This is a genomic window from Flavobacterium coralii (genome assembly GCF_019891545.1).
GTDB classification, from domain to species: domain Bacteria; phylum Bacteroidota; class Bacteroidia; order Flavobacteriales; family Flavobacteriaceae; genus Flavobacterium; species Flavobacterium coralii.
This window is the reverse complement of record NZ_JAHDIU010000002.1, coordinates 341,112-364,221: the sequence shown is the minus strand read 5'-3', so window position 1 is coordinate 364,221 and position 23,110 is coordinate 341,112. Positions and strand designations below refer to the sequence as shown.

General features: G+C 40.0%; 27 protein-coding genes and 2 tRNA genes. 21 read left to right on the top strand and 8 right to left on the bottom strand.

Annotated features, from left to right (window positions below; genetic code table 11):
- Positions 1 to 53 precede the first annotated feature (53 nt).
- Positions 54 to 1,148: a redox-regulated ATPase YchF gene (gene ychF / locus KJK34_RS04435; RefSeq protein ID WP_223052646.1), complete on the bottom strand. Its 1,095-nt coding sequence runs from the start codon at positions 1,146 to 1,148 to the stop codon at positions 54 to 56.
- Between the two features lie 166 nt (positions 1,149 to 1,314).
- Here ychF and KJK34_RS04430 point away from each other — a divergent pair, with 166 nt between their 5' ends.
- Positions 1,315 to 1,848 carry a hypothetical protein gene (locus KJK34_RS04430; protein WP_223052645.1) on the top strand — a complete coding sequence of 178 codons (534 nt, stop codon included), beginning with the start codon at positions 1,315 to 1,317 and terminating at the stop codon, positions 1,846 to 1,848.
- Positions 1,849 to 1,925: 77 nt separating this feature from the next.
- Here the strand turns inward: KJK34_RS04430 and KJK34_RS04425 are convergent, their stop codons facing one another.
- Complete coding sequence (locus KJK34_RS04425) at positions 1,926 to 2,276, bottom strand: 4Fe-4S dicluster domain-containing protein (RefSeq protein ID WP_223052644.1); 351 nt, start codon at positions 2,274 to 2,276, stop codon at positions 1,926 to 1,928.
- 64 nt (positions 2,277 to 2,340) lie between these two features.
- Between KJK34_RS04425 and KJK34_RS04420 the strand changes: the two genes are divergently transcribed.
- The 15 genes from KJK34_RS04420 to KJK34_RS04350 all read left to right on the top strand — a co-directional run bounded on the left by KJK34_RS04420 (position 2,341) and on the right by KJK34_RS04350 (position 15,368).
- Positions 2,341 to 3,399, top strand: coding sequence for an acyl-CoA reductase (locus KJK34_RS04420; protein ID WP_223052643.1), 1,059 nt, complete (start codon positions 2,341 to 2,343; stop codon positions 3,397 to 3,399).
- Positions 3,400 to 3,481: 82 nt separating this feature from the next.
- Positions 3,482 to 4,552 (top strand): 3-phosphoserine/phosphohydroxythreonine transaminase, encoded by a 1,071-nt coding sequence (gene serC / locus KJK34_RS04415; protein WP_223052642.1) that lies wholly within the window; start codon positions 3,482 to 3,484, stop codon positions 4,550 to 4,552.
- 59 nt (positions 4,553 to 4,611) lie between these two features.
- Positions 4,612 to 5,574 (top strand): D-2-hydroxyacid dehydrogenase, encoded by a 963-nt coding sequence (locus KJK34_RS04410; protein WP_223052641.1) that lies wholly within the window; start codon positions 4,612 to 4,614, stop codon positions 5,572 to 5,574.
- A gap of 112 nt (positions 5,575 to 5,686) precedes the next feature.
- Complete coding sequence (xth, locus tag KJK34_RS04405) at positions 5,687 to 6,460, top strand: exodeoxyribonuclease III (protein ID WP_223052640.1); 774 nt, start codon at positions 5,687 to 5,689, stop codon at positions 6,458 to 6,460.
- A gap of 154 nt (positions 6,461 to 6,614) precedes the next feature.
- Entirely contained in the window at positions 6,615 to 7,253 is a 639-nt protein-coding gene (locus KJK34_RS04400) for a peroxiredoxin (RefSeq protein WP_223052639.1), read from the top strand.
- 19 nt (positions 7,254 to 7,272) lie between these two features.
- Positions 7,273 to 7,587, top strand: coding sequence for a thioredoxin family protein (locus KJK34_RS04395; RefSeq protein ID WP_223052638.1), 315 nt, complete (start codon positions 7,273 to 7,275; stop codon positions 7,585 to 7,587).
- A complete protein-coding gene (locus KJK34_RS04390) occupies positions 7,568 to 7,828 on the top strand; it encodes a DUF6952 family protein (RefSeq protein WP_223052637.1) in 261 nt (86 codons plus the stop codon). Before KJK34_RS04395 ends, KJK34_RS04390 begins: the two co-directional genes overlap by 20 nt.
- A gap of 162 nt (positions 7,829 to 7,990) precedes the next feature.
- On the top strand, positions 7,991 to 8,488 hold the full coding sequence (tpx, locus tag KJK34_RS04385) for a thiol peroxidase (RefSeq protein WP_223052636.1): 498 nt from the start codon (positions 7,991 to 7,993) through the stop codon (positions 8,486 to 8,488).
- 4 nt (positions 8,489 to 8,492) lie between these two features.
- A complete protein-coding gene (locus KJK34_RS04380; RefSeq protein WP_223052791.1) occupies positions 8,493 to 8,867 on the top strand; it encodes a diacylglycerol kinase family protein in 375 nt (124 codons plus the stop codon).
- Between the two features lie 46 nt (positions 8,868 to 8,913).
- On the top strand, positions 8,914 to 11,403 hold the full coding sequence (locus tag KJK34_RS04375) for a DNA translocase FtsK (RefSeq protein WP_223052635.1): 2,490 nt from the start codon (positions 8,914 to 8,916) through the stop codon (positions 11,401 to 11,403).
- Positions 11,393 to 12,058, top strand: a complete 666-nt coding sequence (gene lolA1, locus KJK34_RS04370; protein WP_317196862.1) for an outer membrane lipoprotein periplasmic chaperone LolA1 — start codon at positions 11,393 to 11,395, stop codon at positions 12,056 to 12,058. The genes KJK34_RS04375 and lolA1 overlap by 11 nt, the downstream gene beginning before the upstream one ends.
- Before the next feature lie 7 nt (positions 12,059 to 12,065).
- Positions 12,066 to 13,559 carry an LptF/LptG family permease gene (locus KJK34_RS04365; protein ID WP_223052633.1) on the top strand — a complete coding sequence of 498 codons (1,494 nt, stop codon included), beginning with the start codon at positions 12,066 to 12,068 and terminating at the stop codon, positions 13,557 to 13,559.
- A 4-nt stretch (positions 13,560 to 13,563) separates the two neighbouring features.
- A complete protein-coding gene (gene ribB, locus KJK34_RS04360; RefSeq protein ID WP_223052632.1) occupies positions 13,564 to 14,715 on the top strand; it encodes a 3,4-dihydroxy-2-butanone-4-phosphate synthase in 1,152 nt (383 codons plus the stop codon).
- Positions 14,716 to 14,857: 142 nt separating this feature from the next.
- Positions 14,858 to 14,942, top strand: a tRNA-Ser gene (locus KJK34_RS04355).
- 264 nt (positions 14,943 to 15,206) lie between these two features.
- Positions 15,207 to 15,368 (top strand): hypothetical protein, encoded by a 162-nt coding sequence (locus tag KJK34_RS04350; protein ID WP_223052631.1) that lies wholly within the window; start codon positions 15,207 to 15,209, stop codon positions 15,366 to 15,368.
- Between the two features lie 32 nt (positions 15,369 to 15,400).
- Here the strand turns inward: KJK34_RS04350 and KJK34_RS04345 are convergent.
- From KJK34_RS04345 to KJK34_RS04335, 3 genes are all read right to left on the bottom strand, one after another.
- Positions 15,401 to 15,475: transfer RNA gene (locus KJK34_RS04345), tRNA-Val, on the bottom strand.
- Between the two features lie 95 nt (positions 15,476 to 15,570).
- Complete coding sequence (locus tag KJK34_RS04340) at positions 15,571 to 15,945, bottom strand: DUF4258 domain-containing protein (RefSeq protein ID WP_223052630.1); 375 nt, start codon at positions 15,943 to 15,945, stop codon at positions 15,571 to 15,573.
- 8 nt (positions 15,946 to 15,953) lie between these two features.
- Positions 15,954 to 17,123 (bottom strand): proline dehydrogenase family protein, encoded by a 1,170-nt coding sequence (locus KJK34_RS04335; RefSeq protein ID WP_223052629.1) that lies wholly within the window; start codon positions 17,121 to 17,123, stop codon positions 15,954 to 15,956.
- A 91-nt stretch (positions 17,124 to 17,214) separates the two neighbouring features.
- Between KJK34_RS04335 and aroB the strand changes: the two genes are divergently transcribed.
- From aroB to KJK34_RS04310, 5 genes are read left to right on the top strand one after another with little or no spacing between them, the layout of a single operon-like run.
- A complete protein-coding gene (gene aroB / locus KJK34_RS04330; protein ID WP_223052628.1) occupies positions 17,215 to 18,282 on the top strand; it encodes a 3-dehydroquinate synthase in 1,068 nt (355 codons plus the stop codon).
- 57 nt (positions 18,283 to 18,339) lie between these two features.
- Positions 18,340 to 18,516: a hypothetical protein gene (locus tag KJK34_RS04325; RefSeq protein ID WP_223052627.1), complete on the top strand. Its 177-nt coding sequence runs from the start codon at positions 18,340 to 18,342 to the stop codon at positions 18,514 to 18,516.
- A 58-nt stretch (positions 18,517 to 18,574) separates the two neighbouring features.
- Positions 18,575 to 19,975: a type III PLP-dependent enzyme domain-containing protein gene (locus tag KJK34_RS04320; protein ID WP_223052626.1), complete on the top strand. Its 1,401-nt coding sequence runs from the start codon at positions 18,575 to 18,577 to the stop codon at positions 19,973 to 19,975.
- 24 nt (positions 19,976 to 19,999) lie between these two features.
- Positions 20,000 to 20,971: a deoxyhypusine synthase family protein gene (locus KJK34_RS04315; protein ID WP_223052625.1), complete on the top strand. Its 972-nt coding sequence runs from the start codon at positions 20,000 to 20,002 to the stop codon at positions 20,969 to 20,971.
- A 5-nt stretch (positions 20,972 to 20,976) separates the two neighbouring features.
- On the top strand, positions 20,977 to 21,288 hold the full coding sequence (locus KJK34_RS04310; protein WP_223052624.1) for a hypothetical protein: 312 nt from the start codon (positions 20,977 to 20,979) through the stop codon (positions 21,286 to 21,288).
- A gap of 62 nt (positions 21,289 to 21,350) precedes the next feature.
- Here the strand turns inward: KJK34_RS04310 and KJK34_RS04305 are convergent, their stop codons facing one another.
- From KJK34_RS04305 to KJK34_RS04295, 3 genes are all read right to left on the bottom strand, one after another.
- Positions 21,351 to 22,283, bottom strand: a complete 933-nt coding sequence (locus tag KJK34_RS04305; protein WP_223052623.1) for a cation diffusion facilitator family transporter — start codon at positions 22,281 to 22,283, stop codon at positions 21,351 to 21,353.
- 69 nt (positions 22,284 to 22,352) lie between these two features.
- Entirely contained in the window at positions 22,353 to 22,790 is a 438-nt protein-coding gene (locus tag KJK34_RS04300) for a hypothetical protein (protein ID WP_223052622.1), read from the bottom strand.
- Between the two features lie 11 nt (positions 22,791 to 22,801).
- Positions 22,802 to 22,996, bottom strand: coding sequence for a hypothetical protein (locus KJK34_RS04295; protein WP_223052621.1), 195 nt, complete (start codon positions 22,994 to 22,996; stop codon positions 22,802 to 22,804).
- Between the last annotated feature and the right edge of the window lie 114 nt (positions 22,997 to 23,110).

Genomic DNA, 23,110 nt, shown 5'->3' with positions numbered 1-23,110 from the left:
CGCCAATCGGCGGGATTCTATCTTAATACTTAATAACAGCTTCTTAATACTAATTATACATTAAAGCGGAAATGCATTACATCGCCGTCTTTCACAATGTACTCCTTACCTTCTACTTTTAGCTTTCCGGCTTCTTTTACCTTAGCTTCAGAGCCAAACTGAACGTAATCATTATATGCAATTACTTCGGCGCGTATAAAGCCTTTCTCAAAGTCGGTGTGGATAACGCCTGCTGCCTGTGGTGCGGTATCACCTATGTGTATCGTCCAGGCACGAACCTCTTTAACACCTGCGGTAAAATAGGTTTGCAGGTTAAGCAGCTTGTATGCCGAACGTATCAGCGCCGAAACACCCGGTTCTTTAAGCCCTAAATCTTCAAGGAACATCTGGCGCTCTTCATAGGTTTCAAGCTCGGTAATGTCGGCCTCGGTTGCAACAGCAAGCACCAGTACTTCGGCATTTTCGTCTTTTACCAGTTCGCGCACCTGGTCAACATATTGGTTTCCGGTAGCGGCAGCGCCTTCATCTACATTACAAACATACAGCACAGGCTTGGTAGTTATCAGCTGAAAACTCTGCATCAGTTCTTCCTCTTCCTCATTGGCAGGTACAACAGTACGTGCGCTCTTGGCCTGCAGCAATGCCTCGCGGATGCGCTCTAAAAGTGCAGTTTCGGCAAGGGCTTCCTTGTTACCTGTCTTGCCTGCTTTCTTCGACTTCTCAAGGCGTTTTTCTACCGTATCAAGGTCTTTAAGCTGAAGCTCTATATCAATGGTTTCTTTGTCGCGTATCGGGTTAACACTGCCCTCTACGTGCACTATATTATCATTATCAAAGCAGCGCAGCACGTGGATGATGGCGTTACACTCCCTTATGTTGCCCAAAAACTGGTTGCCAAGCCCCTCGCCCCTGCTCGCGCCTTTAACAAGGCCCGCAATATCTACAATCTCTACAGTTGCGGGTACTACACGCTCGGGGTTTACAAGCTCTTCCAGCTTTTCAAGCCTCGGGTCGGGCACGTTAACCACGCCCACGTTTGGCTCTATAGTACAAAAAGGGAAGTTTGCGCTTTGTGCCTTGGCATTAGACAAACAATTAAAAAGTGTCGATTTACCCACGTTAGGCAATCCTACAATACCTGCTTTCATTTAGTTTGTTTATTTTAAGGCTGCAAATATAAGTTTTTGAAATGAATTATCCTGAACGGATGCATGCTTTACCTTTTTGATTTTATAAATACTTTATAGTTTCATTATCAGGTATTTTAACATAGCGCGGGTAACTTTGCAGTATAACCTAAAAACGAAAGTAATTATGAAAACAATATTTGTAACAGCCTTACTGGCATTCGGGCTTAGCATGAATGCACAGGTAAACAAAAATGTTACCGAAGAAACCACAACCACTAAAGTAACGGTTGATAACGGCGAGGAGAAAAAGCAGATCGTTAAAACCGACCGTACACAAAGTACCCAGGATATAGAACTGAAAGATGCCGAGAGCAAAAAACTTAACAAGGATGTTAAGGAAACACCTGTAAAGGTTACCAAAAGCTCAACCATTTCGGGTGATGGCATAGCCACACAAAAGCTGGGCGAAACCACCTACTACTCTATGAACGGCAGGAACTATATGTTTGTAAGCGATAAGTCGGGTTACAAAATTTCCACCCCGGAAAACCTTGACTACGGTGTGCTAAGGAAAACTTCTAACAACAATTATATCTATAAGACAGACGAGCGTACATCTTTTGGCTACTTTGACGGAAACGGCAACTTTGTTGTCGAAACCTATAACAACGACACAGATGGTGTAACGGTTGAAACCTATAAGCTGATCAAGAAATAATAAGTTTAAAACCTGAATAAAACAAAACCCGGAGTTAACGCTCCGGGTTTTATTTTTATATCATAATCTGATATTGCTTATTCGTTGTGAAGGAATGCCTGCCTGTTCAGTAATGTTTCATCACTCTCTACGTGGTCTTCATCCGGTACGCAGCAGTCAACCGGGCATACGGCAGCACATTGCGGCTCATCATGAAAGCCCTTACACTCGGTACACTTACCGGGAACTATGTAATATATATCATCACTTAACGGGGTGTGCGGCTCTTCGGCATCTACTTCCTCACCGCTTGGCAGCACTACCCTGCCCTTAAGTTTTGTGCCGTCTTTATACCTCCAGTCGTCAGCACCTTCATATATCGCTGTGTTCGGGCATTCGGGTTCGCATGCACCGCAGTTGATGCATTCGTCGGTTATCTTGATAGCCATAGCTTTATTTTATTTGTCGTAAATTTGTACAAAATTACGTCCAAATCCGTACATAAACAAAAAAATGACGTTAACAGAAACCAAAAAAGCATTTGCTGAATTAGGAAAATTCTTAAAACAGTTTTCTCAGGATATATCTGCTAAAAACAGTGAAGTACAATATAACGATATTTTCTTTGATGATTTTATAAACCTGATACAATTGTCGCAGTCTCACAACCGCTGGTTCACCCCTGAACAGGTTTATTTCGCGGTACAGTCATGGGCACAGGCATTAACCCCTGAAAACCTTGACAAATGGCTTGATAATTATAGTATCAATTATTCTGAGCCTAAAACTGTAGCACTTGTCTTGGCGGGCAATATACCGCTTGTTGGTTTCCATGATTTTCTTTCGGTGCTGGTAACGGGGCACAAAGCGCTGGTAAAGCTATCATCTAACGACCAAAAGCTGTTGCCATTCCTTGCTAAATACCTCATTACCATTGAACCAAACCTTAAAAACCGCATTGAGTTTATAGAGGGCAAGCTTGAGAATTTTGATGCTGTAATTGCTACAGGCAGCAACAACACTTCACGCTATTTTGAATACTATTTTAAAGATAAGCCGTCAATCATACGTAAAAACCGTAATTCGGTAGCGGTACTTACAGGCAATGAAACAAAAGAAGAACTTACTGCATTAGGTGAGGATATTTTCAGGTATTTCGGACTGGGTTGCCGTAATGTATCTAAGCTTTTTGTACCACAGGGTTATGACTTTACTGCCTTTTTTGAGGCGGTTTTTGCATACGGAGACGTAATACATTATGAGAAGTATGCCAATAATTATGATTATAACAAGGCGGTTTACCTGATGAGCAATTTTAAAATACTGGATAATGGTTTCCTTACCCTGAAAGAAGATGCGGGTAACTCCTCGCCTATTTCATCAGTGTTTTATGAATATTATAATTCACCTGAAGAACTTAAAGCAAAACTGGAAGCTGAACAGGATCAGTTGCAGTGTGTTGTAGGCCATTTAAGTGGTAGTAACACTGTCGGCTTTGGGCAAACCCAAAAACCGCAGTTATGGGATTATGCAGATAATGTAGATACAATTTCATTTTTGACAAAAATATAAGCTAAGAATTGCATTATTTGCTTGATGTGTTTCGGGCAATAATTCAGAAATTTGTAACTTATTTTTTGCAATACACATATAAATGAAAAAGCATAATTTCAGCGCAGGCCCATCTATCCTGCCGCAGGAAGTTTTTAAAGAAGCCGCTCAGGCCGTATTGGATTTTAATAATTCAGGTTTATCAATACTTGAAATATCACACCGCAGCAAAGACTTTGTTGCAGTGATGGAAGAAGCCCGCTCTCTTGCCCTGGAGCTTTTAGGATTACACGGCAAAGGTTACCAGGCACTGTTTTTATCGGGCGGGGCAAGCATGGAGTTTGTTCGTGTTCCGTACAACCTGCTGAAACAGGGTGGCAAAGCGGCTTATTTAGATACCGGTACATGGGCTGCGGGTGCTATTAAAGAAGCCAAGGCATTTGGTGAAACTATTGTAGTGGCATCTTCTAAACAGGATAATTACACATATATACCAAAAGATTACACCATACCTGCCGATGCAGATTACTTTCACTGTACTAGCAACAATACCATTTTTGGTACGCAAATGCAAAGTTTCCCGGAAACAGGTTTGCCTTTGGTTTGCGATATGAGCTCTGATATTTTTTCAAGGCAGCTTGATTTTTCTAAATTCGGGCTTATATATGCCGGGGCACAAAAAAACATGGGGCCTGCGGGTACAACCCTGATTGTTGTTAAAGAAGAACTGCTTGGCAAAACAGGCAGGCAAATACCCGGAATTTTAGATTATGCGGCACACATAGAAAAAGAAAGCATGTATAACACGCCGTCTGTATTTGCAGTATATACCTCTCTGCTAACGCTGAAATGGCTGAAAGCAAAAGGCGGAATTGCAGAAATTGAAAAAGCCAATATCGAAAAAGCAGGGATTTTATACGAAGAGATAGACCGAAATCCTTTATTCAGGGGTACTGCCAATACAGAAGACCGTTCTGCTATGAATGTCACCTTTTTACTTAATGATGATTCTCATACGGAGCAGTTTGACAGCCTGTGGAAAGCAGCAGGAATAAGTGGGCTAAACGGACACCGTTCTGTGGGCGGGTACCGTGCCTCCATCTACAATGCAATGGCGTTAGAGAGCGTTAAGGTACTTGTAGAGGTTATGCAGCAGTTAGAAAAAAACATCTGAAAACATTGATTTCTTTATTTAAATTAAGGAATCATGTAAATACATTTAATTATATAAAAATGAAAATATTAGCAAATGACGGCATTTCTTTAAGCGGAAAACAAAAACTTGAAGAAAACGGCTTTGAAGTTATAACTACTAAAGTAGCACAGGAACAGGTTGCCAATTACATCAACAAAAATGATATAGGCGTTCTGCTGGTGCGCAGTGCTACAAAAGTAAGGAAAGATATTATAGATGCCTGCCCCGGTTTAAAAATCATTGGGCGCGGTGGTGTAGGCATGGACAATATAGATGTTGAGTATGCAAGGCAGAAAGATATTCACGTAATAAGCACACCGGCATCATCATCAGACTCTGTTGCAGAGCTTGTATTTGCCCATTTGTTTACAGGTGTACGGTTTTTACATGATGCCAACCGCCTTATGCCTCTGGAGGGAGAAACCAGTTTTGAGAGCCTTAAAAAGGCTTATGCCAACGGTATAGAACTACGTGGTAAAACAATGGGTATTATCGGCTTTGGGCGCATAGGCCGCTCTGTGGCGCGTATTGCACTTGGACTTGGCATGCGGGTTATAGCCTCTGACAAGTTTGTTGGCAATTCAGAAATAAGGGTAGATTTTTATAACGGCCAGTTCATAAATGTAGAAATTACTACAGAACCTATTGAGGATATCTTTAAACATGCCAACTTTATATCACTTCACGTTCCCGCACAGGATGGCTACCTTATCGGGGAGAAAGAGTTCAGTATGATGAAAGATGGTGTAGGCATTATTAATGCTGCACGCGGCGGAATACTGGATGAAGTTGCCCTTGTGGATGCGCTTGATTCCGGGAAGGTTGCTTTTGCAGGGCTTGATGTTTTTGAAGAAGAACCCAAGCCTGCCATACAGGTACTTATGCACCCAAAGATTTCATTAACACCACACATTGGTGCTGCCACACTGGAGGCACAGGACAGGATTGGTACAGAACTGGCAGAGCAGATAATTAGCCTGTTGAAAACAGAAAAAAATTGATTTTAAATGAGCCTTCGGGCTCATTTTTTATTACTATAAGTTTTATAGAATTATTAAGACTATATACCGCTGATAGTTCTAACTTTAAATGCTTTACATATTTGTTACTTAAATGAAGATAGCTACCTATAATGTAAACGGTATAAACGGTCGGCTGCCGGTTTTGCTGCGCTGGCTTAAAGAAACGGGCCCTGATATTGTATGCCTGCAGGAACTGAAAGCACCTGATGAAAAATTTCCGCTGGCTGAAATAGAAGCAGCAGGATATACTGCCCTGTGGCACGGACAAAAACAATGGAATGGTGTTGCCATACTTTCTAAAAGCGGCGATATTAAGGAAATTGGAAAGGGACTTCCGGGAGATGCCGAAGATGTACAAAGCAGGTATATAGAGGCTCTGGCAGACGGTTTAATAATAGCCTGCCTTTACCTCCCTAACGGCAACCCTTCGCCCGGGCCTAAGTTTGATTATAAGCTGAAATGGTTTAAAAGGCTTCAACAGCGTGCACAGCAACTGCTGGAGTTTAATGCTCCTGTTGTATTGGCAGGCGACTTTAATGTAATACCTACAGAAAATGATGTTTATAAACCCGAACGCTGGCTGAAAGACGCACTATTTTTACCTGAAACGCGAAATGCTTTTACTGAATTGAAAGCACAGGGATGGACAGATGCAATACGACAACTATATCCTGAAGAGACGATTTATACCTTTTGGGATTATTTCAGGAATGCCTATCAACGGGATGCGGGGTTGCGAATAGATCATTTTCTGCTAAATCCGCAGCTAAAAGACAAGCTCGTGTCGGGAGGAGTAGATAAAATAGTCCGCGGATGGGAAAAAACCAGTGATCATGCCCCGGTATGGATAGAAATTAAACTATAAAATTTGCTTATACAGATTATATTCTTTAATTTAAATAGTATAGGAATTTTCTATACAGATATAGATAAATATGATAAAAGTCATTGATAAATAAAACTTATCATTTTTAAATTTGTCATGTAAAAATTTAATAACCATAAAAAATTAATAACATATGTCATTAGTAGGAAAAAAATTCCCGAACATTACTGTAGATGCAATGTCAGAAATGGGCGATAACCTTAAAATAAACGTTTATGAGGAAGCAGTAAACAACAAAAAGAAAGTGTTGCTTTTCTGGTATCCGAAAGACTTTACTTTTGTTTGCCCTACAGAGCTGCATGCATTTCAGGCTGCTTTGGGCGAATTTGAAAAAAGGAACACCATGGTAATTGGTGCTTCATGCGATACTAACGAAGTACATTTTGCATGGCTTAATACATCAAAAGATAATGGCGGTATAGAAGGTGTTACCTACCCTATCCTTGCTGACACTAACAGGAACCTTGCTAATATTCTTGGCATTCTTGATATAGAATCTTCTGAGTATAACGAAGAAACCGACTCTGTAATACTTGAAGGCTCTAACGTTACTTACCGTGCTACTTACCTTGTAGATGAAGACGGTAAAATCTTCCACGAAAGTGTAAACGATATGCCTCTTGGCCGTAATGTAAACGAGTACCTGAGGCTTATTGATGCTTATACTCACGTTCAGGTTAAAGGCGAAGTTTGCCCTGCTAACTGGGAAGAAGGAAAAGATGCCATGACAGCCGACAGAAAAGGTGTTGCTTCATACCTAAGCGCACACTAATAAACAAAAAAAAGAAATTATGTTACAGGAACTTGAAAAAGACAACCTTGCAGAAATAGTGTCACAGGAACCGCTGGTGGTAGTACAGTACTCAGCCGGATGGTGCGGCAATTGCAGGATAATGAAGCCAAAATTCAAAAAAATGGCGGGTGAGCATGAAAATGTAACATTTGTAATTGCCGATGCCGAGAATTTCCCAGAATCGAGAAAACTTGCAAAGGTTGATAACCTGCCTACCTTCGCTGCATTTAAAAACGGCAGCCTTGTAAACCAGGTACAAACAAATAAAGTAGATATCTTAACCGATCTTATCAATGAAGTTACCAGTAATTAAACACCTGACAGAGTTTATAGAGCAAAACGACCAGGACTACGTAGTAGAAGCCTTGGAAGTGCTCGAAGCACTCACCGAAGTACCTTCATTAAAAGATGAAGAGCTTGATGTGGTTGGAGAACTAATCTCTAACATGTATGGTGCTATAGAGGTAAACAAGATGATAAAAGACGGTATGACAAAAAAAGAAGCGCTAAACAGTTTTATGATGCGCGTTCTTGGTGCAATAGATAAAAATTAGATTTTTTTAATTGGGCGAAAAGGCGCTTCCGGAAACGGGGGCGCTTTTTTTATTCATTAAATTAAAGTCAAATACTTATAATAACAGCTAAAAGTAGCGGCAAAGCGCTACTGCTTACAAGATAAATTTGCTACTTTTGCTTACTTAAAAACATACGCAATTATGGCTAAAATAACTTTAGGGGGCAACCCTGTAAATACATCAGGCGAACTGCCTGCAAAAGGTACAAAAGCACCAGATTTTACTCTTGTTAAAGGAGATCTATCCACAGTATCACTATCTGATTTTAAAGGCAGTAAGCTTGTGCTTAACATCTTCCCGAGCGTAGATACCGGTACTTGTGCCGCATCGGTAAGGAAATTTAACGAGAAAGCTGCAGGGCTCAAAAATACAAAAGTGCTGTGCATATCGCGCGACCTGCCTTTTGCCCAAAACCGTTTTTGCGGTGCAGAGGGCATAGAAAATGTAATATCACTCTCTGATTTTAAAGATGGTAAGTTTGGTGCCGATTATGGCCTTACCATTACAGATGGCCCGCTCGCAGGGCTGCACTCAAGGGTTGTTGTGGTTATTAATGAAAATGGCGAGGTAGTATATACCGAGCAGGTTGCTGATATTAAAGACGAGCCTGATTATGAAAGTGCCTTAGCGGCATTATAATCAAATACTGCTAATGAAAGATAACAGGTTTATAAGCGGCCGGCTGAAAAGCTTTGTATATGCATTTAGGGGTGCTTATAAACTGGTGGCTACAGAGCACAGCATAATGGTACAATTTATTATAGCTGTGCTAGTAACTATCGCTGGCTTTATCTTTAAAATTTCGGCTACCGAGTGGATGCTGCAAACACTTGCCATAGGGTTAGTATTAGGTGTTGAAGGCGTAAATACAGCAATCGAAAAAATAGCAGACTTTATCCACCCGCAGTATAATGAGCGTATAGGCTTTATAAAAGATATTGCTGCAGGCGCGGTAACTTTTGCCGCACTGGCGGCATTGTGCGTTGGGCTAATAATTTACATCCCTAAAATTTTCTGAAGTTTTTCAGGTAATTTGATATTTTTACAACAATTATAATTGTTTCATGGCTAAAGGCAAAAAAGAAAAATCAGCAAAAGAGGCAAAACCCGCAACAGAAAAAAGAAAATGGAAACTGTCGCGCAGGTATAAAGTATTGGTTGGAATTTTATTTTTCCTGTTTGCAGTTGCCATGCTGCTGTCTTTTGTATCGTACTTTCTATACGGCGAGTATGACCAAAGTGAGCTTGATGCCTTTACTAACCGCGAAGAACCTGTTTACAACTGGCTCGGTAAATTTGGGGCATGGCTTGCCAACCTTTTTTTATACCACGGTTTTGGTGCCGCATCATTTATACTTATCCGTTTTTTCTTTTTGTTCGGGGCTTACCTCGTGTTAGACCTTCCTGCCGGTAAACTTAAAAAAACACTTTTCTGGGATTTGTTCCTGGTAATAATTGTATCGGTACTGTTCGGCTTTTTTAACCCTTACCTGCCCGAACTGGGTGGCGTTATAGGCTACGAAGTCAACCTTTTCATGCAGGATTATCTTGGTAAAACAGGCACTATGCTTGTGCTTATCTTCGGGCTGTTCACATTCCTGTTGCTTAGGGTAAAAATTTCACCTGATGCTATAAAATCACTATTCGAGAAAAAGCATCGCGAACCTGAAGAAGATCCTGTTACAGATGCTGCTGCAAAACCGATACCCGAACCTATGCAGGCTGTTGAAGATGATATTCGGCCAACAGCACTTCAGGAAGAAGAAACAGATGAAGATGACGAAGCGCTTACTAACTTTGAACTTAAAACAAAGCCTTCTCAATTTGAAATAAACAGGGAAAGCCTTAAGCCTACTATAACGCACACTTCAGAAATCAGCCTTAGTCCCAAGACAACATTACGCGAGCCTGAGCCTGAAGATACTGATAATGATTTTACAGGCAACGCTGGCAATGAAGCCGAAAACTTTGTTATAGAGCAGGCGGTTGAAGAAGACGTTGTGGAGGAAAACCTTTCAGCAAAACTGGTAAAGGATTTCGGCGAGTTTGACCCGACACTGGAATTGTCAAACTATCAGTTTCCTTCTATAGAACTGCTTAAAGATTATGCTTCCGGTGGAATAACTATTAACCAGGAAGAGCTTGAAGAAAACAAGAACCGTATTGTTGAAACACTTCGCAACTATAAAATTGATATAGCCCAGATAAAGGCAACTGTGGGACCTACTGTTACACTTTATGAAATTGTTCCGGAAGCAGGCATACGCATATCGAAAATCAAGAGCCTTGAAGATGATATAGCCCTATCGCTTTCCGCTTTGGGTATCCGTATTATTGCGCCCATACCGGGTAAAGGTACCATAGGTATAGAAGTGCCGAATAAAAACCCTACAATGGTGGCAATGAAAACGGTTATTGCTTCGCCTAAATTTCAGTCTGCCGAAATGGAGCTGCCGGTAGCGTTGGGTAAAACTATTTCTAATGAAACCTTTGTGGTAGACCTTGCCAAGATGCCTCACCTGCTTATGGCGGGTGCCACCGGTCAGGGTAAGTCGGTGGGGTTAAATGCGGTATTAACATCATTACTTTATAAAAAACATCCTGCTGAAGTAAAGTTTGTACTGGTAGACCCTAAAAAGGTAGAACTCACACTGTTCAATAAAATTGAAAGGCATTACCTTGCCAAGTTGCCCGACTCTGAAGATGCAATTATTACCGACAATACTAAGGTAATAAACACGCTAAACTCGCTTTGTGTTGAAATGGATAACCGTTACAACCTGCTTAAGGAAGCAATGGTGCGTAACATTAAAGAGTATAATGATAAGTTTAAGCAAAGGAAGCTGAACCCTGAAAACGGGCACCGTTTCCTGCCTTATATTGTTTTGGTTGTTGACGAGTTTGCCGACCTGATAATGACAGCTGGCAAAGAGGTGGAAACTCCAATTGCAAGGCTGGCACAGTTAGCGCGCGCAATAGGTATTCACCTTATTATTGCTACACAAAGGCCATCGGTAAACGTAATTACAGGTATTATAAAAGCCAACTTCCCGGCACGTATAGCGTTCAGGGTAACATCTAAAATAGATTCACGAACTATTCTTGACAGCCAGGGTGCCGACCAGCTTATTGGCCGTGGTGACCTGCTGTACACTCAGGGTAACGACCTTACAAGGGTTCAGTGTGCATTTGTAGATACGCCTGAGGTTGAAAAAGTAACTGAATTTATCGGTGCGCAAAAAGCCTATCCGGATGCCTACCTGCTTCCTGAATACTTCGGTGAGGAAACTGGCACTAATCTTGATATAGATATTTCCGAAAGAGATTCAATGTTCAGAGAGGCTGCAGAGGTTATAGTTACCGCGCAGCAGGGTTCGGCATCATTGCTGCAACGCAAGCTGAAACTGGGTTACAACCGTGCAGGCAGGCTTATTGACCAGCTTGAAGCTGCAGGTATTGTTGGCCCGTTTGAAGGCAGTAAAGCCCGCAATGTACTTATACCCGACCTAACCTCTCTTGAGCAGTTTTTTAAAAATGAAGAAAATGACTTTTAAAATGTACAGGAGTATAAAACTTGCATTACTTTTTATCTTTACTTTCGGTTTATCATCAGCAGGCGCACAAAACTCTCAAAAGGCAAAAGACCTTTTAGACCAGGTTTCAACAAAAATAAGAAGCTACGATAATATTGTTATCGACTTTAAATACACCATATTTAATGCTTCTGATAATATAAACCAGGAAAGTAAAGGCAATGTAGCCCTTAAAGGCGATAAGTATGTGCTTAATATTATGGGTATCACCCGAATATATGATGGCAGCAAGGTTTATAACATAGTGCCGGAAGATGAGGAGATATCTATTTCTACTTTTGATAACCAAAACTCTGATGAGCTTACGCCTGCAAAAATGTTTACTTTCTTTAATTCGGGATATAAATATTACTGGGATATAACCCAAAACATAAAAGGGCGTAAAATACAGTACATCAAGCTAAAGCCAACCGAAGCATCTAACCCAACTAAAGAAGTGCTTATTGGTATAGACCTGCAGACAAAGCACATATACAACCTGATAAAGATGGATAAGAATGGTACTAAAACTACCTTCACCATAAATTCTTTTAAAACAAACCAGCCTTTGTCAAAAAATCATTTTACCTTTACAGAGAGTAAATACCCTAATTACTACATTAATAGATTAGACTGATTTTACGGTGAAAATATTAGACCGCTACATCCTTACCTCCTTTCTTAAAACATTCGGATCAGTTTTTATAATCCTGTTCTTTATTTTTATCCTGCAGGGTATATGGCTCTTTATTGCCGAACTTGCCGGTAAAGACCTTGATGCCTGGCTGGTAACAAAATTTCTTTTGTTCTACTCCCCTACTATTGTACCGCTAGTATTGCCCTTATCAATATTACTGGCATCTATAATGACATTCGGTAATTTTGCCGAGAATTATGAGTTTGCAGCAATGAAATCATCGGGCATATCATTAGGCAGGGCTATGCGTGCGCTTATGATATTTATTTTCGGGCTTAGTATTGTAGCATTCCTATTTGCCAATAATGTTATCCCCAGAGCACAGTATAAGTTTATCAACCTTCGTAAAAGCATCGTTCAGCGCAAGCCTGCCATGGCTATTGCCGAAGGCCAGTTTAACGCCATAGGTGACTTTAATATTAAGGTGGATAAGAAAAGCGGAGAGAACGGCGAAAAACTAAAAGGGGTTACTATACACCAGCGTAAGCCTGCATCATCTAATGCAAAAATTATACGGTCTAAAAACGGGGTACTGCACAGTAGCGAAGACTCCAACCTCTTGCAATTAGAGCTTTTTGACGGTTATTACTATGAAGAAGTAACCTCTAAAGACCCTGCCGAAAGGCAAAGGCTACCTTTTGCAAAAAGCAGCTTTTCGCGACAGGTAATGAATATCGACCTTACTAAATTTAATGAGAGTAACGGTGATAAAGAACAGGTATCACACACCAATAATATGCTCAATATCAGTGAACTTAATTATACACTGGACTCTTTACAGGCAAATTATCAAAAAGAAAAAGCCAGTATAACTGAAAATGTAACCAACCGTGCTAATATTGTGCTTGCAAAACCTGCTTCGCGCACTATATTGCGTGAACGGGATAGCATTGGTATAGAAAAAAAGCCTTTACCTAAAGCAGTAAAAGACAGTGTTCCTGCAAATCTTTTATCTCTTATTGATAAAGCAGAAGACAAAAAGAAAGTTCTTGACCTGGCTTCTAACAGCCTCAGCAGCTCGAACTTTATAATAATGGCGGGGCAGAATGAACTTAAGGAAAAAATTAAGAACATCAACGGGCACTGGCATGCACTCTATGAAAAGTTTGTAATCGGCTTTGCCTGCATCCTTATGTTTTTTATCGGTGCCCCGCTGGGTGCCATTATCCGTAAAGGCGGGCTGGGATTGCCCATTGTTTTTGCAGTACTGATTTTTATTATTTTCCACTTTATAAATACATTTGGTAAAAAGCTGGCGCAGGAAGACGGCATCCCTCCTTTTGCAGGCGCATGGATGTCATCTTTTGTATTAGCACCGCTTGCCGTGCTGCTAACCTACAGGGCAACCAATGATATAGGGCTGATAAATATGGATAACCTTTTGCTGCCCTTGCAAAAACTGGTGCAGAAAATTTTTAAGCTAAAACCTAAAGAACAATAACAAAATGCTGACTACTACCGAACAAAAAATACAACTCAACACAATAGAAGAAGCCATAGAAGACATCCGCCAGGGTAAAGTCATTATTGTGGTGGATGATGAAGACCGCGAAAATGAAGGTGATTTTCTTGCCGCTGCCGATAAGGTTACACCTGAAATGATAAACTTTATGGCTACGCACGGGAGAGGGCTTATATGCACTCCCCTTACCGAGAAAAGGTGTAAAGAACTTGAGTTAAATGTAATGGTTTCCAATAATACCGATGCAATGCAAACCGCTTTTACAGTGTCGGTAGATTTGCGGGGTAATGGCGTTACAACAGGTATATCGGCACAGGACAGGGCAAAAACTGTTGAAGCACTTGTAAACCCAGATACAAAACCATTCGAACTTGGCAGGCCCGGGCACATATTTCCGCTTATAGCTAAAGAAGGCGGTGTGCTAAGGAGAACTGGCCATACAGAGGCTGCTATAGACTTTGCAAGGCTTGCAGGTTTCAGGCCGGCAGGTGTTATATGCGAAATAATGAACGATAACGGAACTATGGCGAGGCTTCCTGAACTGTATGAAGTAGCTAAGCGATTTGACCTAAAGCTGGTATCTATAGAAGACCTTGTTGCCTACCGAATGCAGCATGACAGCCTCATCCAGAAGAAAGAAGATTTTGAAGTGAATACCCGCTTTGGTACTTTCCGCTTAAGGGCCTATCTGCAAACAACAAACAAGCAGGTTCACATTGCGCTTACAAAAGGAAGCTGGAATACCGGTGAGCCTGTACTCACGAGGATTAACTCAACACAGGTAAATAATGACATATTAGGCACATTAACCAATAATGCAGACAAGAAGCTGGAAAGCATTTTTAAACGCATTAATAAGGAGGAAAAGGCCGCTATACTTTTTATAAATCAGGAAATCCAGCCGGGTGAATTACTGCAGCGCATTAAAGAACTTAAAAACCTGCAATCGCAGGGAATAAACAAAGCGCCGCAAATAAAAATGGATGTTAAAGATTTTGGTATCGGTGCGCAAATATTACACGATATTGATGTATCTAAAATGAAGCTGTTAACTAATTCCGCGCAAACAAAACGCGTAGGAATGATAGGCTACGGACTTGAAATAACAGAATATATATCTTTTGATGAAAATTAATTCAAATTTAATTTTCAGTAAATGAAAGGATTAAAAATAAGGTAAACATTTTTTCTTTTTTTTTGAAAAAATGTGTTTGGAAAACTGTAAAAGGTTACTATATTTGCAACCGCAATCAGGGAACAAAGATTGTTAACATACTGGAGAAATGGCAGAGCGGTCGAATGCGGCGGTCTTGAAAACCGTTGACTGTAACAGGTCCGGGGGTTCGAATCCCTCTTTCTCCGCAAAAAACCCCCGTAATCGCTTGATTTACGGGGTTTTATTTTTTTAGTTGACAAGTATTATTGATAGTTTTAAATATTTTATTCTACCTTCAGCATAACAATTAATAAGGTTAAAAACGTTCTAAAATCTCAAAAATCAGTAATTTGTTGCAGTTTACAGATTATATTACCAAAAACTTGCTGCTAGCATAATTCAATATTTTCAATATTAATAAATTTAGAATTATAGCGTCATCAAATTAAGATATTAAACGGGTTTACTGGATGAAAATCAAAGTATTACATCATATTTTTTGGCACATTTTTAAAAATTTCTCTATTGCCACAAAAAGTGCCACAAAAATGGGCATTTTTGAAAATTTTGATGGTGCAGGGATAAAAATAAAAAACCTGCAACTCTTAGAGTGCAGGTTTTCTGTGATTTAACTTACTTTATAAACAATAAAGTTAGATTTTAGTGGGCGATGAGGGGTTCGAACCCCCGACCCCCTCGGTGTAAACGAGGTGCTCTGAACCAGCTGAGCTAATCGCCCTAAATGTTTGCAATACCTTTACCGTGAGCAGTTCCGTATTGCGAGTGCAAATATAACCCGGTTTTTAGTAATTACAAGTTTTAGAAGGGAAATTTTTATTGCTTTTTTACTTCTTTGAGTAGCACCTTGTTTTCATAATTAACCATTACAACTTCAATGGGCTCTGCTTTAGCAGTTTTGCTTTCTATTACATAAATAGTTCCGCCTTTGTATTTTTCTTTACTTTTAGAAAAATCAACATCTCCATCCTGAACAGAGTTCCTAATATCATCAAGCGTCACCCATTTTTCATCAAGCGCTTTTTGTGCCTCAGGAGAAATTATCATATTCTTACTGCGTATATTTTTAAGCACGCGGCAATTGGGCAGGTAGCAAAATTCAGCTTTTTTGTTAGCTAAAAAAAACATGAGGAACATCACTCCTATCAGCAATCCGAAAAGGTAATATGCAAGCCTGAATTTAAATTTCATCTTATTATCTAATTTAGTTTCCTTCGCTTTCTCTCAGCGCTTATAAGGTTAAGTTCCCTGCTGGTTTGCCCCGCTACAGATGTGTTCTCTTCCGCACGCCTTATGAGGTAAGGCATTACATCCCTTACAGGGCCAAAGGGCAGGTATTTTGCAACATTATAGGTGTTAGCTGCCAGGTTAAAGCTAATATTGTCGCTCATTCCGTACAACTGCCCAAACCAAATGCGGCTGTCTGTTGCTGCCATGTCATTCTCTTTCATTAAATGCATTAGCTTATATGAGCTTTCTTCATTATGTGTTCCGGCAAAAATAGCCATTGTATCTATATGCTCAATCATGTAGGCTATGCATGCATCATAATTCTCATCTGTAGCCTGTTTAGAGACACAGATAGGCGATTTATATCCCTTTTCTTCTGCACGCTTGTTTTCTTTTTCCATATAGGCGCCACGAACTACTTTCATACCTATATAAAACCCTTCCTGCTTCGCCTGCTCATGGAGTTTTTTAAGATAGTCCAGCCTGTCCCAACGGTACATCTGTAGTGTGTTAAAAACTATAGCTTTTTCTTTATTATACTTTTGCATCATTTGGGTTACAAGCGCATCGGCAGCATCCTGCATCCAGCTTTCCTCGGCATCAATAAGCAAGGCTACATCATTATCATGAGCCGATTTGCAAACCTGCTCAAAACGTTCCACTACCCTGCTCCATTCAGCCTGTTCGGCTTCATTGAGTTGCTTACCCTCACCTAGTTTTTCATAAAGCTCAAACCTTCCAAAGCCGGTTGGCTTAAATACTGCAAAAGGGATAGCATTCTTTTCTTTTGCAAAAACAATGGTTTTAAGCGTTTTCTGCAATGCCATATCAAATTCCACCTCGTCTTCTTTCGCTTCTACAGAATAATCCAGTACAGATGATACGCCTTTTGTGTACATTTTATCAACCACCGGCAGGCAGTCTTCTTCTGTTGTACCCCCACAAAAATGATCAAATACTGTAGCCCTTATAAGCCCCTCTACCGGAAGGTGTGCCTTTAATGCAAAATTGGTAACTGCAGTACCTATACGAACAAGCGGCTGCGAGGCAATCATTTTAAATAAAAAATAGGCCCTGTCCAGTTCGGTATCGCTTTTAAGGGAAAATGCAACTTCGGTATTATTAAATATTTTTTCCATTGCTTTTAAAGAAATTTGTGCAAATATAAATACTGCACAAGAATTAATAATATAATTTGCCTTATTTTGCGGATATTTAAATTCATTAAACATGGAAGCTGTAAAAACAGCAGATTATACAATTTTCTTTAACGACGACTGTTATCTGTGGCTGTACGAAAATGTAAGGCTTAACCGCTACTCTATGGCAGTTATAATTACCGACAGTAATACACAGCAGTACTGCCTTCCTTTATTTTTACAACGTTTCGAAACTGATTTGCCCATAGAGATTATTGAGCTGGAACCGGGAGAAGAAAACAAAACCATCGAAACGTGCACACAGGTTTGGCAGGCACTGGCAGATATAGGCGCCGACAGGAAAAGCATTATTATTAATCTGGGCGGTGGCGTAGTGACAGACCTTGGCGGATTTGTAGCAGCTACATTTAAGCGGGGGGTTGACTTTATAAACATCCCGACGACCCTGCTTGGTATGGTAGATGCAGCCATTGGCGGTAAAACCGGGGTAGATTTAGGTAGCCTTAAAAATCAGGTGGGTGTTATCAAAAACCCTGTTGCTGTTTTGGCTGACACTTCATACCTGGCAACCCTGCCTGCAGAAGAAATACGTTCCGGCTTTGCAGAAATGCTTAAGCACGGGCTAATATATGATAAAAACTATTGGGAAAGCGTAGTAAGCCTTACTAACTTAACCAATGACGATTTAGATTCAGCCATTAAACGCTCGGTTGAAATAAAGATGGCTGTTGTTGAGCAGGATCCTCATGAAAAAGATCTTCGCAAAATTTTAAATTTCGGGCACACACTTGGGCATGCAATCGAATCCTATTTTCTTGATAGTAAGGACAAAAAAACGCTTTTGCACGGAGAAGCCATAGCTGCCGGAATGATACTGGAAGCTCATTTATCTATGCAAAAAAAGATGCTCTCTGAAAATGAATATAATTACATTAAAGAGGTGCTTAGAGGTGTATTCGGGAAGCTTGAAATTACCGAAAATGAGCAAGCAGAGATTATAAAATTGCTGCTGCACGACAAAAAAAATGAATTTGGTACGGTAAAGTTTGTACTGTTGCAGGAAACAGGAAAAGCCATTATCAATCAGGAAGCAGATAACTCCTTAATTAACAATGCGTTTCGCGACTACCAAAACTAACAATTTTTTAAGAGAATAGTTTTTAAATACGTTGTATATTTTTTTACATTTGTCGCAATGAAAAAAGTAAACAGCATCTTTTCCCATTGCGGGACTATCAGTAAATACAGGGCATTAGCAGATGTAAAGCCGCTGGTTAAACTGATTGTCAACATTGTGGCAGCCGATGTTTTTTGCGTAAAGGCAAACCAGCACGAAAAACTGCAAATTGTTTATGCTAACCTGAGAGTTTGAAATAGTTTATATTTTGGAATCATTTAAAATATAAACACTTCAAATTTTTAGCTGTAAAATGAACACAAAGTATTCAGACCTTATAAACCAAACTTACTATTTCCCACAAGAGGAGTTTACATTAAACAAAGACAACCTGCTTTTCCACAACATAGATTTAATGAAGCTTGTGGAGAAATATGGTACGCCTTTAAAATTTACATACCTGCCCCAGATTTCCAATAACATCCGTAAAGCCAAAGAATGGTTCAGGGTTGCCATGGAAAAAAACAAATATGAGGGCAAATATTATTATTGCTACTGTACTAAAAGTTCTCATTTCGAATATGTAATGAATGAGGCTTTTAAAAATAATATTCATATAGAAACCTCTGCCGCTTATGATATAAATATTGTTGAGAAACTGCTTGAAAACGGCAAAATCAACAAAAACACTTATATTATTTGTAATGGCTTTAAAAGAGATGAATATGTAAGCAATATTGCGAGGCTTATAAACAACGGCCATAACAAAACAATACCTATCATAGACAACTATGAAGAACTTGACCTTTTGCAGGAGCAGATAAAAGGCAAGTTTAAAATAGGTATCCGTATTGCTGCCGAAGAAGAGCCTAAATTTGAGTTTTATACCTCAAGGCTTGGTATAGGTTACCGCAACATCGTTCCGTTTTACAGGAAGCAAATACACGAAAACAAGAATGTAGAACTTAAAATGCTGCATTTCTTTATCAACACCGGTATCCGCGACACTGCCTATTACTGGAATGAGTTACTTAAGTGCCTTAAGGTATACATTAACCTTAAAAAAGAGTGCCCGTCGTTAGACAGCCTTAATATTGGTGGCGGTTTCCCAATCAAGAATTCACTGGCATTTGAATATGACTACCAGTACATGATTGATGAAATTGTTAACCAGATTAAAATTGCCTGCGAAGAAGCTGAGGTAGATGTACCAAACATTTTTACTGAGTTCGGTTCGTTTACTGTAGGTGAAAGCGGAGGTGCCATATATCAGGTACTTTATCAGAAACAACAAAACGACAGGGAAAAATGGAATATGATAGACTCATCTTTCATAACCACCCTGCCTGATACATGGGCTATCAACAAGCGTTTTATTATGCTTGCTGTTAACCGCTGGAACGAAAGTTATGAGCGCGTACTTTTAGGGGGGTTAACCTGCGACAGCGACGATTATTATAACTCCGAGCAGAATATGAACGCCATATACCTGCCAAAGTATAATAAAGAAAAACCACTGTATATTGGCTTCTTTAACACAGGCGCGTATCAGGAAACAATAGGCGGATATGGCGGGTTACACCACTGCCTGATACCGCAGCCAAAGCATATACTGATTGACAGGGATGAAAATGGTATTTTAGCCACCGAAGTATTCTCTGAAATGCAGAAAGCCGAAGAAGTATTAAAAATTCTTGGTTACAATAAAGAATAAAACTGAATATAAAAAACACCCGAAATGAGTAAAGGACCTATAAGCCAGTTTATAGAAAAACACTATCTGCATTTTAATGCCGCGGCACTTGTAGATGCTGCAAAAGGCTACGAAAAACAGCTTGCCGACGGCGCTAAAATGATGGTAACGCTTGCCGGTGCCATGAGTACCGCAGAACTTGGCAAAAGCTTTGCCGAAATGATTCGCCGCGATAAAGTACAGATTATTTCGTGCACAGGGGCAAACCTTGAAGAAGATATTATGAACCTTGTGGCGCACAGCCACTACGAGCGCGTACCTAATTACAGAGACCTTACACCTGAGCAGGAATGGGATCTTTTAGAAAGAGGCCTTAACCGTGTTACCGATACCTGTATTCCGGAGCATGAGGCTTTCCGCCGCCTGCAAAAGCACATCCATAAAATATGGAAGGATGCTGAAGACAAAGGCGAACGCTACTTTCCGCATGAGTTTATGTACAAAATGCTTTTAAGCGGTGTGCTGGAAGAATATTATGAAATAGACCTTAAGGATAGCTGGATGTATGCCGCTGCCGAAAAGAACCTGCCAATTGTAGTACCGGGATGGGAAGACAGTACTATGGGTAACATATTTGCGTCTTATGTTATTAAAGGTGAACTGAAAGCTTCTACCATGAAATCCGGTATAGAATATATGGCTTTCCTTGCCGACTGGTATACTAAAAACTGCAGCAGCGGTATTGGTTTCTTCCAGATTGGTGGTGGTATAGCAGGAGATTTCCCTATATGTGTAGTGCCTATGCTTTACCAGGATATGGAAATGCATGACGTTCCTTTCTGGAGTTATTTCTGCCAGATATCTGATTCTACAACCAGTTACGGTTCTTATTCAGGGGCTGTTCCTAATGAAAAAATTACCTGGGGAAAACTTGATATAAAAACACCAAAATTTATCATTGAATCTGATGCAACTATCGTTGCACCTCTTATATTTGCCTATATATTAGATTTATAATACTGATGAAACGAGTAATTGTTGACTACGCTAAACTGACAAACGAGATTTTGACCTTATTGGTCGAAAAATTTCCGGAAGGCTATGATGATTCTAACATTATACGCTTTAAAAATGCCAAAAATGAAACAATAGAGGCTGTAGAGGTTCGCACAGAAGATACCATATACCTTGTTAAAGTAAGTACTAAACTTGCAGACAGGATTGAGAATTTTGAAGATGACGATATGGTAGATGAGCCATCTGATGACATGGATGCACTTAAAGACCTTGAAATAGCCGATGAAGGCGGCGAAGAAGAAGAGGAAGACGAATAGTCCTGATACTTTAATTTATAAAAAAAGAACCCTTTACGGGTTCTTTTTTGTTTGTAAGAATATTATAGATCTTCCCAAGGCTTCTCTTTGCCTTCAAAGTTTTTTGCTTCAATATAAATTTTCTTTACCGATGGGTATTCTTTTTTTATCTGGTCTTCAAGATGTTTTATAGTGCCGAAAAGTTCCTTAACAGTCATGTCGCCTTTAAATTCAACATCAAGCGCAAGTAATATTTCATTAGGTGCTAAATGCATGGTTAGCGGATAGTATAAAGTATGCACCTTGGGCTCACTGTTTACAAGATTATAGATACCTTTTACTATTGGTTTGCCTGCACTCTCCCCTACTAACAGCCCTTTACTTTCCCTCACCATAGTAATTGCTACAAATACCAGCACCAAACCTATAAGTATAGATGCAGCAGCATCAAACACCGGATTCTGGAAATAATGGCCCAGCCAAACTCCCACAAGTGCTATAACAAGACCTGCAATGGCAGCGCTCTCTTCATAAATAACGGCAAACAACCCCGGGTCTTTGCTCATGCTCAATTCTTTCCAGAAACCAAGCTTGCCCCTGCTCTTATTAAACTGCCTGATAGTGTATACTAATGATGCTCCTTCAAACACCATTGCCGAAAGCAGTACAATATAATTCCACATAGGGTCAGACAGTTCAACCGGATGCTGCAAATGGCTTATCCCCTCATAAACAGACATACCACCGCCAAGCGAAAAAACAAGTATTGCCACTATAAGCGACCAAAAGTAAATTTCTTTGCCATGTCCAAAAGGGTGCCCTGCATCAGCAGGCCTGCGGCTTCTTTTCATACCCAGCAAGAGCAGTAAAGAGTTACCACTGTCAACCGTGCTGTGTATTCCTTCCGATATCATTGCACTACTGCCTGTTATAGAAGCCGCAACAAACTTTACGGCTGCTATACATAAATTGGCAGCGAGTGCACCATATATTGCAAATTTTGAGTTTCCTGTCATATGTATTATTAATAAAAATCCCCAATACTCTTTGTACCGGGGAAGGTTTTTTATCAGGATAGTAAAAGTTTAATATCTCTCGTTCGTTTCTTCAAAATCATCATCTTCACTTGATATTGACTGATTTTGGTCTTCATCAAGGTCAACATTGTCCTGCAATATGTAATCATCCTGATTAAAAGCATCAGAATATTCGCTGTTACCGCCCTCTTCATTCCATTTATCAGATGCATTTTGGTTACTGTAACCATCTTCATCAGATAAATGCACAGATCCGCTTTCTTTAGTGTACTGCACTCCGGGCTGCTCCATGGCAAGATACTTATCTGTATCATCTATGTCTTCAGGTGCACGGTCATTACCTGTCGCACGCCTGTCATCATTCAGGTTATCGCTGCCGCTGTTATCATTACGATGAAATTCATTTCGCCCGGTAGTATCGCCATTACCTTTGCTTTGATCGCGCAGGTTTTCGTTTTCCGTATTATTTTTTGGTTCGTTTTCCATAGCATTTTTTTTTAGAATAGCAGGATACTGCTTATCTCGTTAAGCTTAAGCAGTTTCACGTTTGTTTTTAAAAGGTTTTTAATTAACTGGTTGCAGCTAAGTACTTCCGGCTTTTCAGCTTCTTTCTCCAACTGTGCAGCAGCGCTTTCATAAGATACTGCATTTACCGCATTGGTGCTGCTTTCGTGGTTTACTAGTCGTTCCATAGCAATGAGTGGTTTAGTTACTGTTTTTATGCACTTCTAAATTACAAACTCAAAATGGTTTACAATGCTAATTATTCTATAACAGATTATTAAATAATAGCCAAATAAAAATAA

Coding starts and splice junctions, on each gene's coding strand:
- ychF (WP_223052646.1), bottom strand. CDS start 1,148: ATGAAAGCAGGTATTGTAGGATTGCCTAACGTGGGTAAATCGACACTT.
- KJK34_RS04340 (WP_223052630.1), bottom strand. CDS start 15,945: ATGAAATTTAAATTCAGGCTTGCATATTACCTTTTCGGATTGCTGATA.
- KJK34_RS04390 (WP_223052637.1), top strand. CDS start 7,568: ATGAAGTTACCAGTAATTAAACACCTGACAGAGTTTATAGAGCAAAAC.
- KJK34_RS04425 (WP_223052644.1), bottom strand. CDS start 2,276: ATGGCTATCAAGATAACCGACGAATGCATCAACTGCGGTGCATGCGAA.
- aroB (WP_223052628.1), top strand. CDS start 17,215: ATGGAAGCTGTAAAAACAGCAGATTATACAATTTTCTTTAACGACGAC.
- KJK34_RS04310 (WP_223052624.1), top strand. CDS start 20,977: ATGAAACGAGTAATTGTTGACTACGCTAAACTGACAAACGAGATTTTG.
- KJK34_RS04420 (WP_223052643.1), top strand. CDS start 2,341: ATGACGTTAACAGAAACCAAAAAAGCATTTGCTGAATTAGGAAAATTC.
- KJK34_RS04375 (WP_223052635.1), top strand. CDS start 8,914: ATGGCTAAAGGCAAAAAAGAAAAATCAGCAAAAGAGGCAAAACCCGCA.
- KJK34_RS04300 (WP_223052622.1), bottom strand. CDS start 22,790: ATGGAAAACGAACCAAAAAATAATACGGAAAACGAAAACCTGCGCGAT.
- xth (WP_223052640.1), top strand. CDS start 5,687: ATGAAGATAGCTACCTATAATGTAAACGGTATAAACGGTCGGCTGCCG.
- KJK34_RS04325 (WP_223052627.1), top strand. CDS start 18,340: ATGAAAAAAGTAAACAGCATCTTTTCCCATTGCGGGACTATCAGTAAA.
- KJK34_RS04350 (WP_223052631.1), top strand. CDS start 15,207: ATGAAAATCAAAGTATTACATCATATTTTTTGGCACATTTTTAAAAAT.
- KJK34_RS04430 (WP_223052645.1), top strand. CDS start 1,315: ATGAAAACAATATTTGTAACAGCCTTACTGGCATTCGGGCTTAGCATG.
- KJK34_RS04320 (WP_223052626.1), top strand. CDS start 18,575: ATGAACACAAAGTATTCAGACCTTATAAACCAAACTTACTATTTCCCA.
- serC (WP_223052642.1), top strand. CDS start 3,482: ATGAAAAAGCATAATTTCAGCGCAGGCCCATCTATCCTGCCGCAGGAA.
- KJK34_RS04295 (WP_223052621.1), bottom strand. CDS start 22,996: ATGGAACGACTAGTAAACCACGAAAGCAGCACCAATGCGGTAAATGCA.
- KJK34_RS04335 (WP_223052629.1), bottom strand. CDS start 17,123: ATGGAAAAAATATTTAATAATACCGAAGTTGCATTTTCCCTTAAAAGC.
- KJK34_RS04410 (WP_223052641.1), top strand. CDS start 4,612: ATGAAAATATTAGCAAATGACGGCATTTCTTTAAGCGGAAAACAAAAA.
- lolA1 (WP_317196862.1), top strand. CDS start 11,393: ATGACTTTTAAAATGTACAGGAGTATAAAACTTGCATTACTTTTTATC.
- KJK34_RS04395 (WP_223052638.1), top strand. CDS start 7,273: ATGTTACAGGAACTTGAAAAAGACAACCTTGCAGAAATAGTGTCACAG.
- KJK34_RS04305 (WP_223052623.1), bottom strand. CDS start 22,283: ATGACAGGAAACTCAAAATTTGCAATATATGGTGCACTCGCTGCCAAT.
- KJK34_RS04400 (WP_223052639.1), top strand. CDS start 6,615: ATGTCATTAGTAGGAAAAAAATTCCCGAACATTACTGTAGATGCAATG.
- KJK34_RS04315 (WP_223052625.1), top strand. CDS start 20,000: ATGAGTAAAGGACCTATAAGCCAGTTTATAGAAAAACACTATCTGCAT.
- ribB (WP_223052632.1), top strand. CDS start 13,564: ATGCTGACTACTACCGAACAAAAAATACAACTCAACACAATAGAAGAA.
- tpx (WP_223052636.1), top strand. CDS start 7,991: ATGGCTAAAATAACTTTAGGGGGCAACCCTGTAAATACATCAGGCGAA.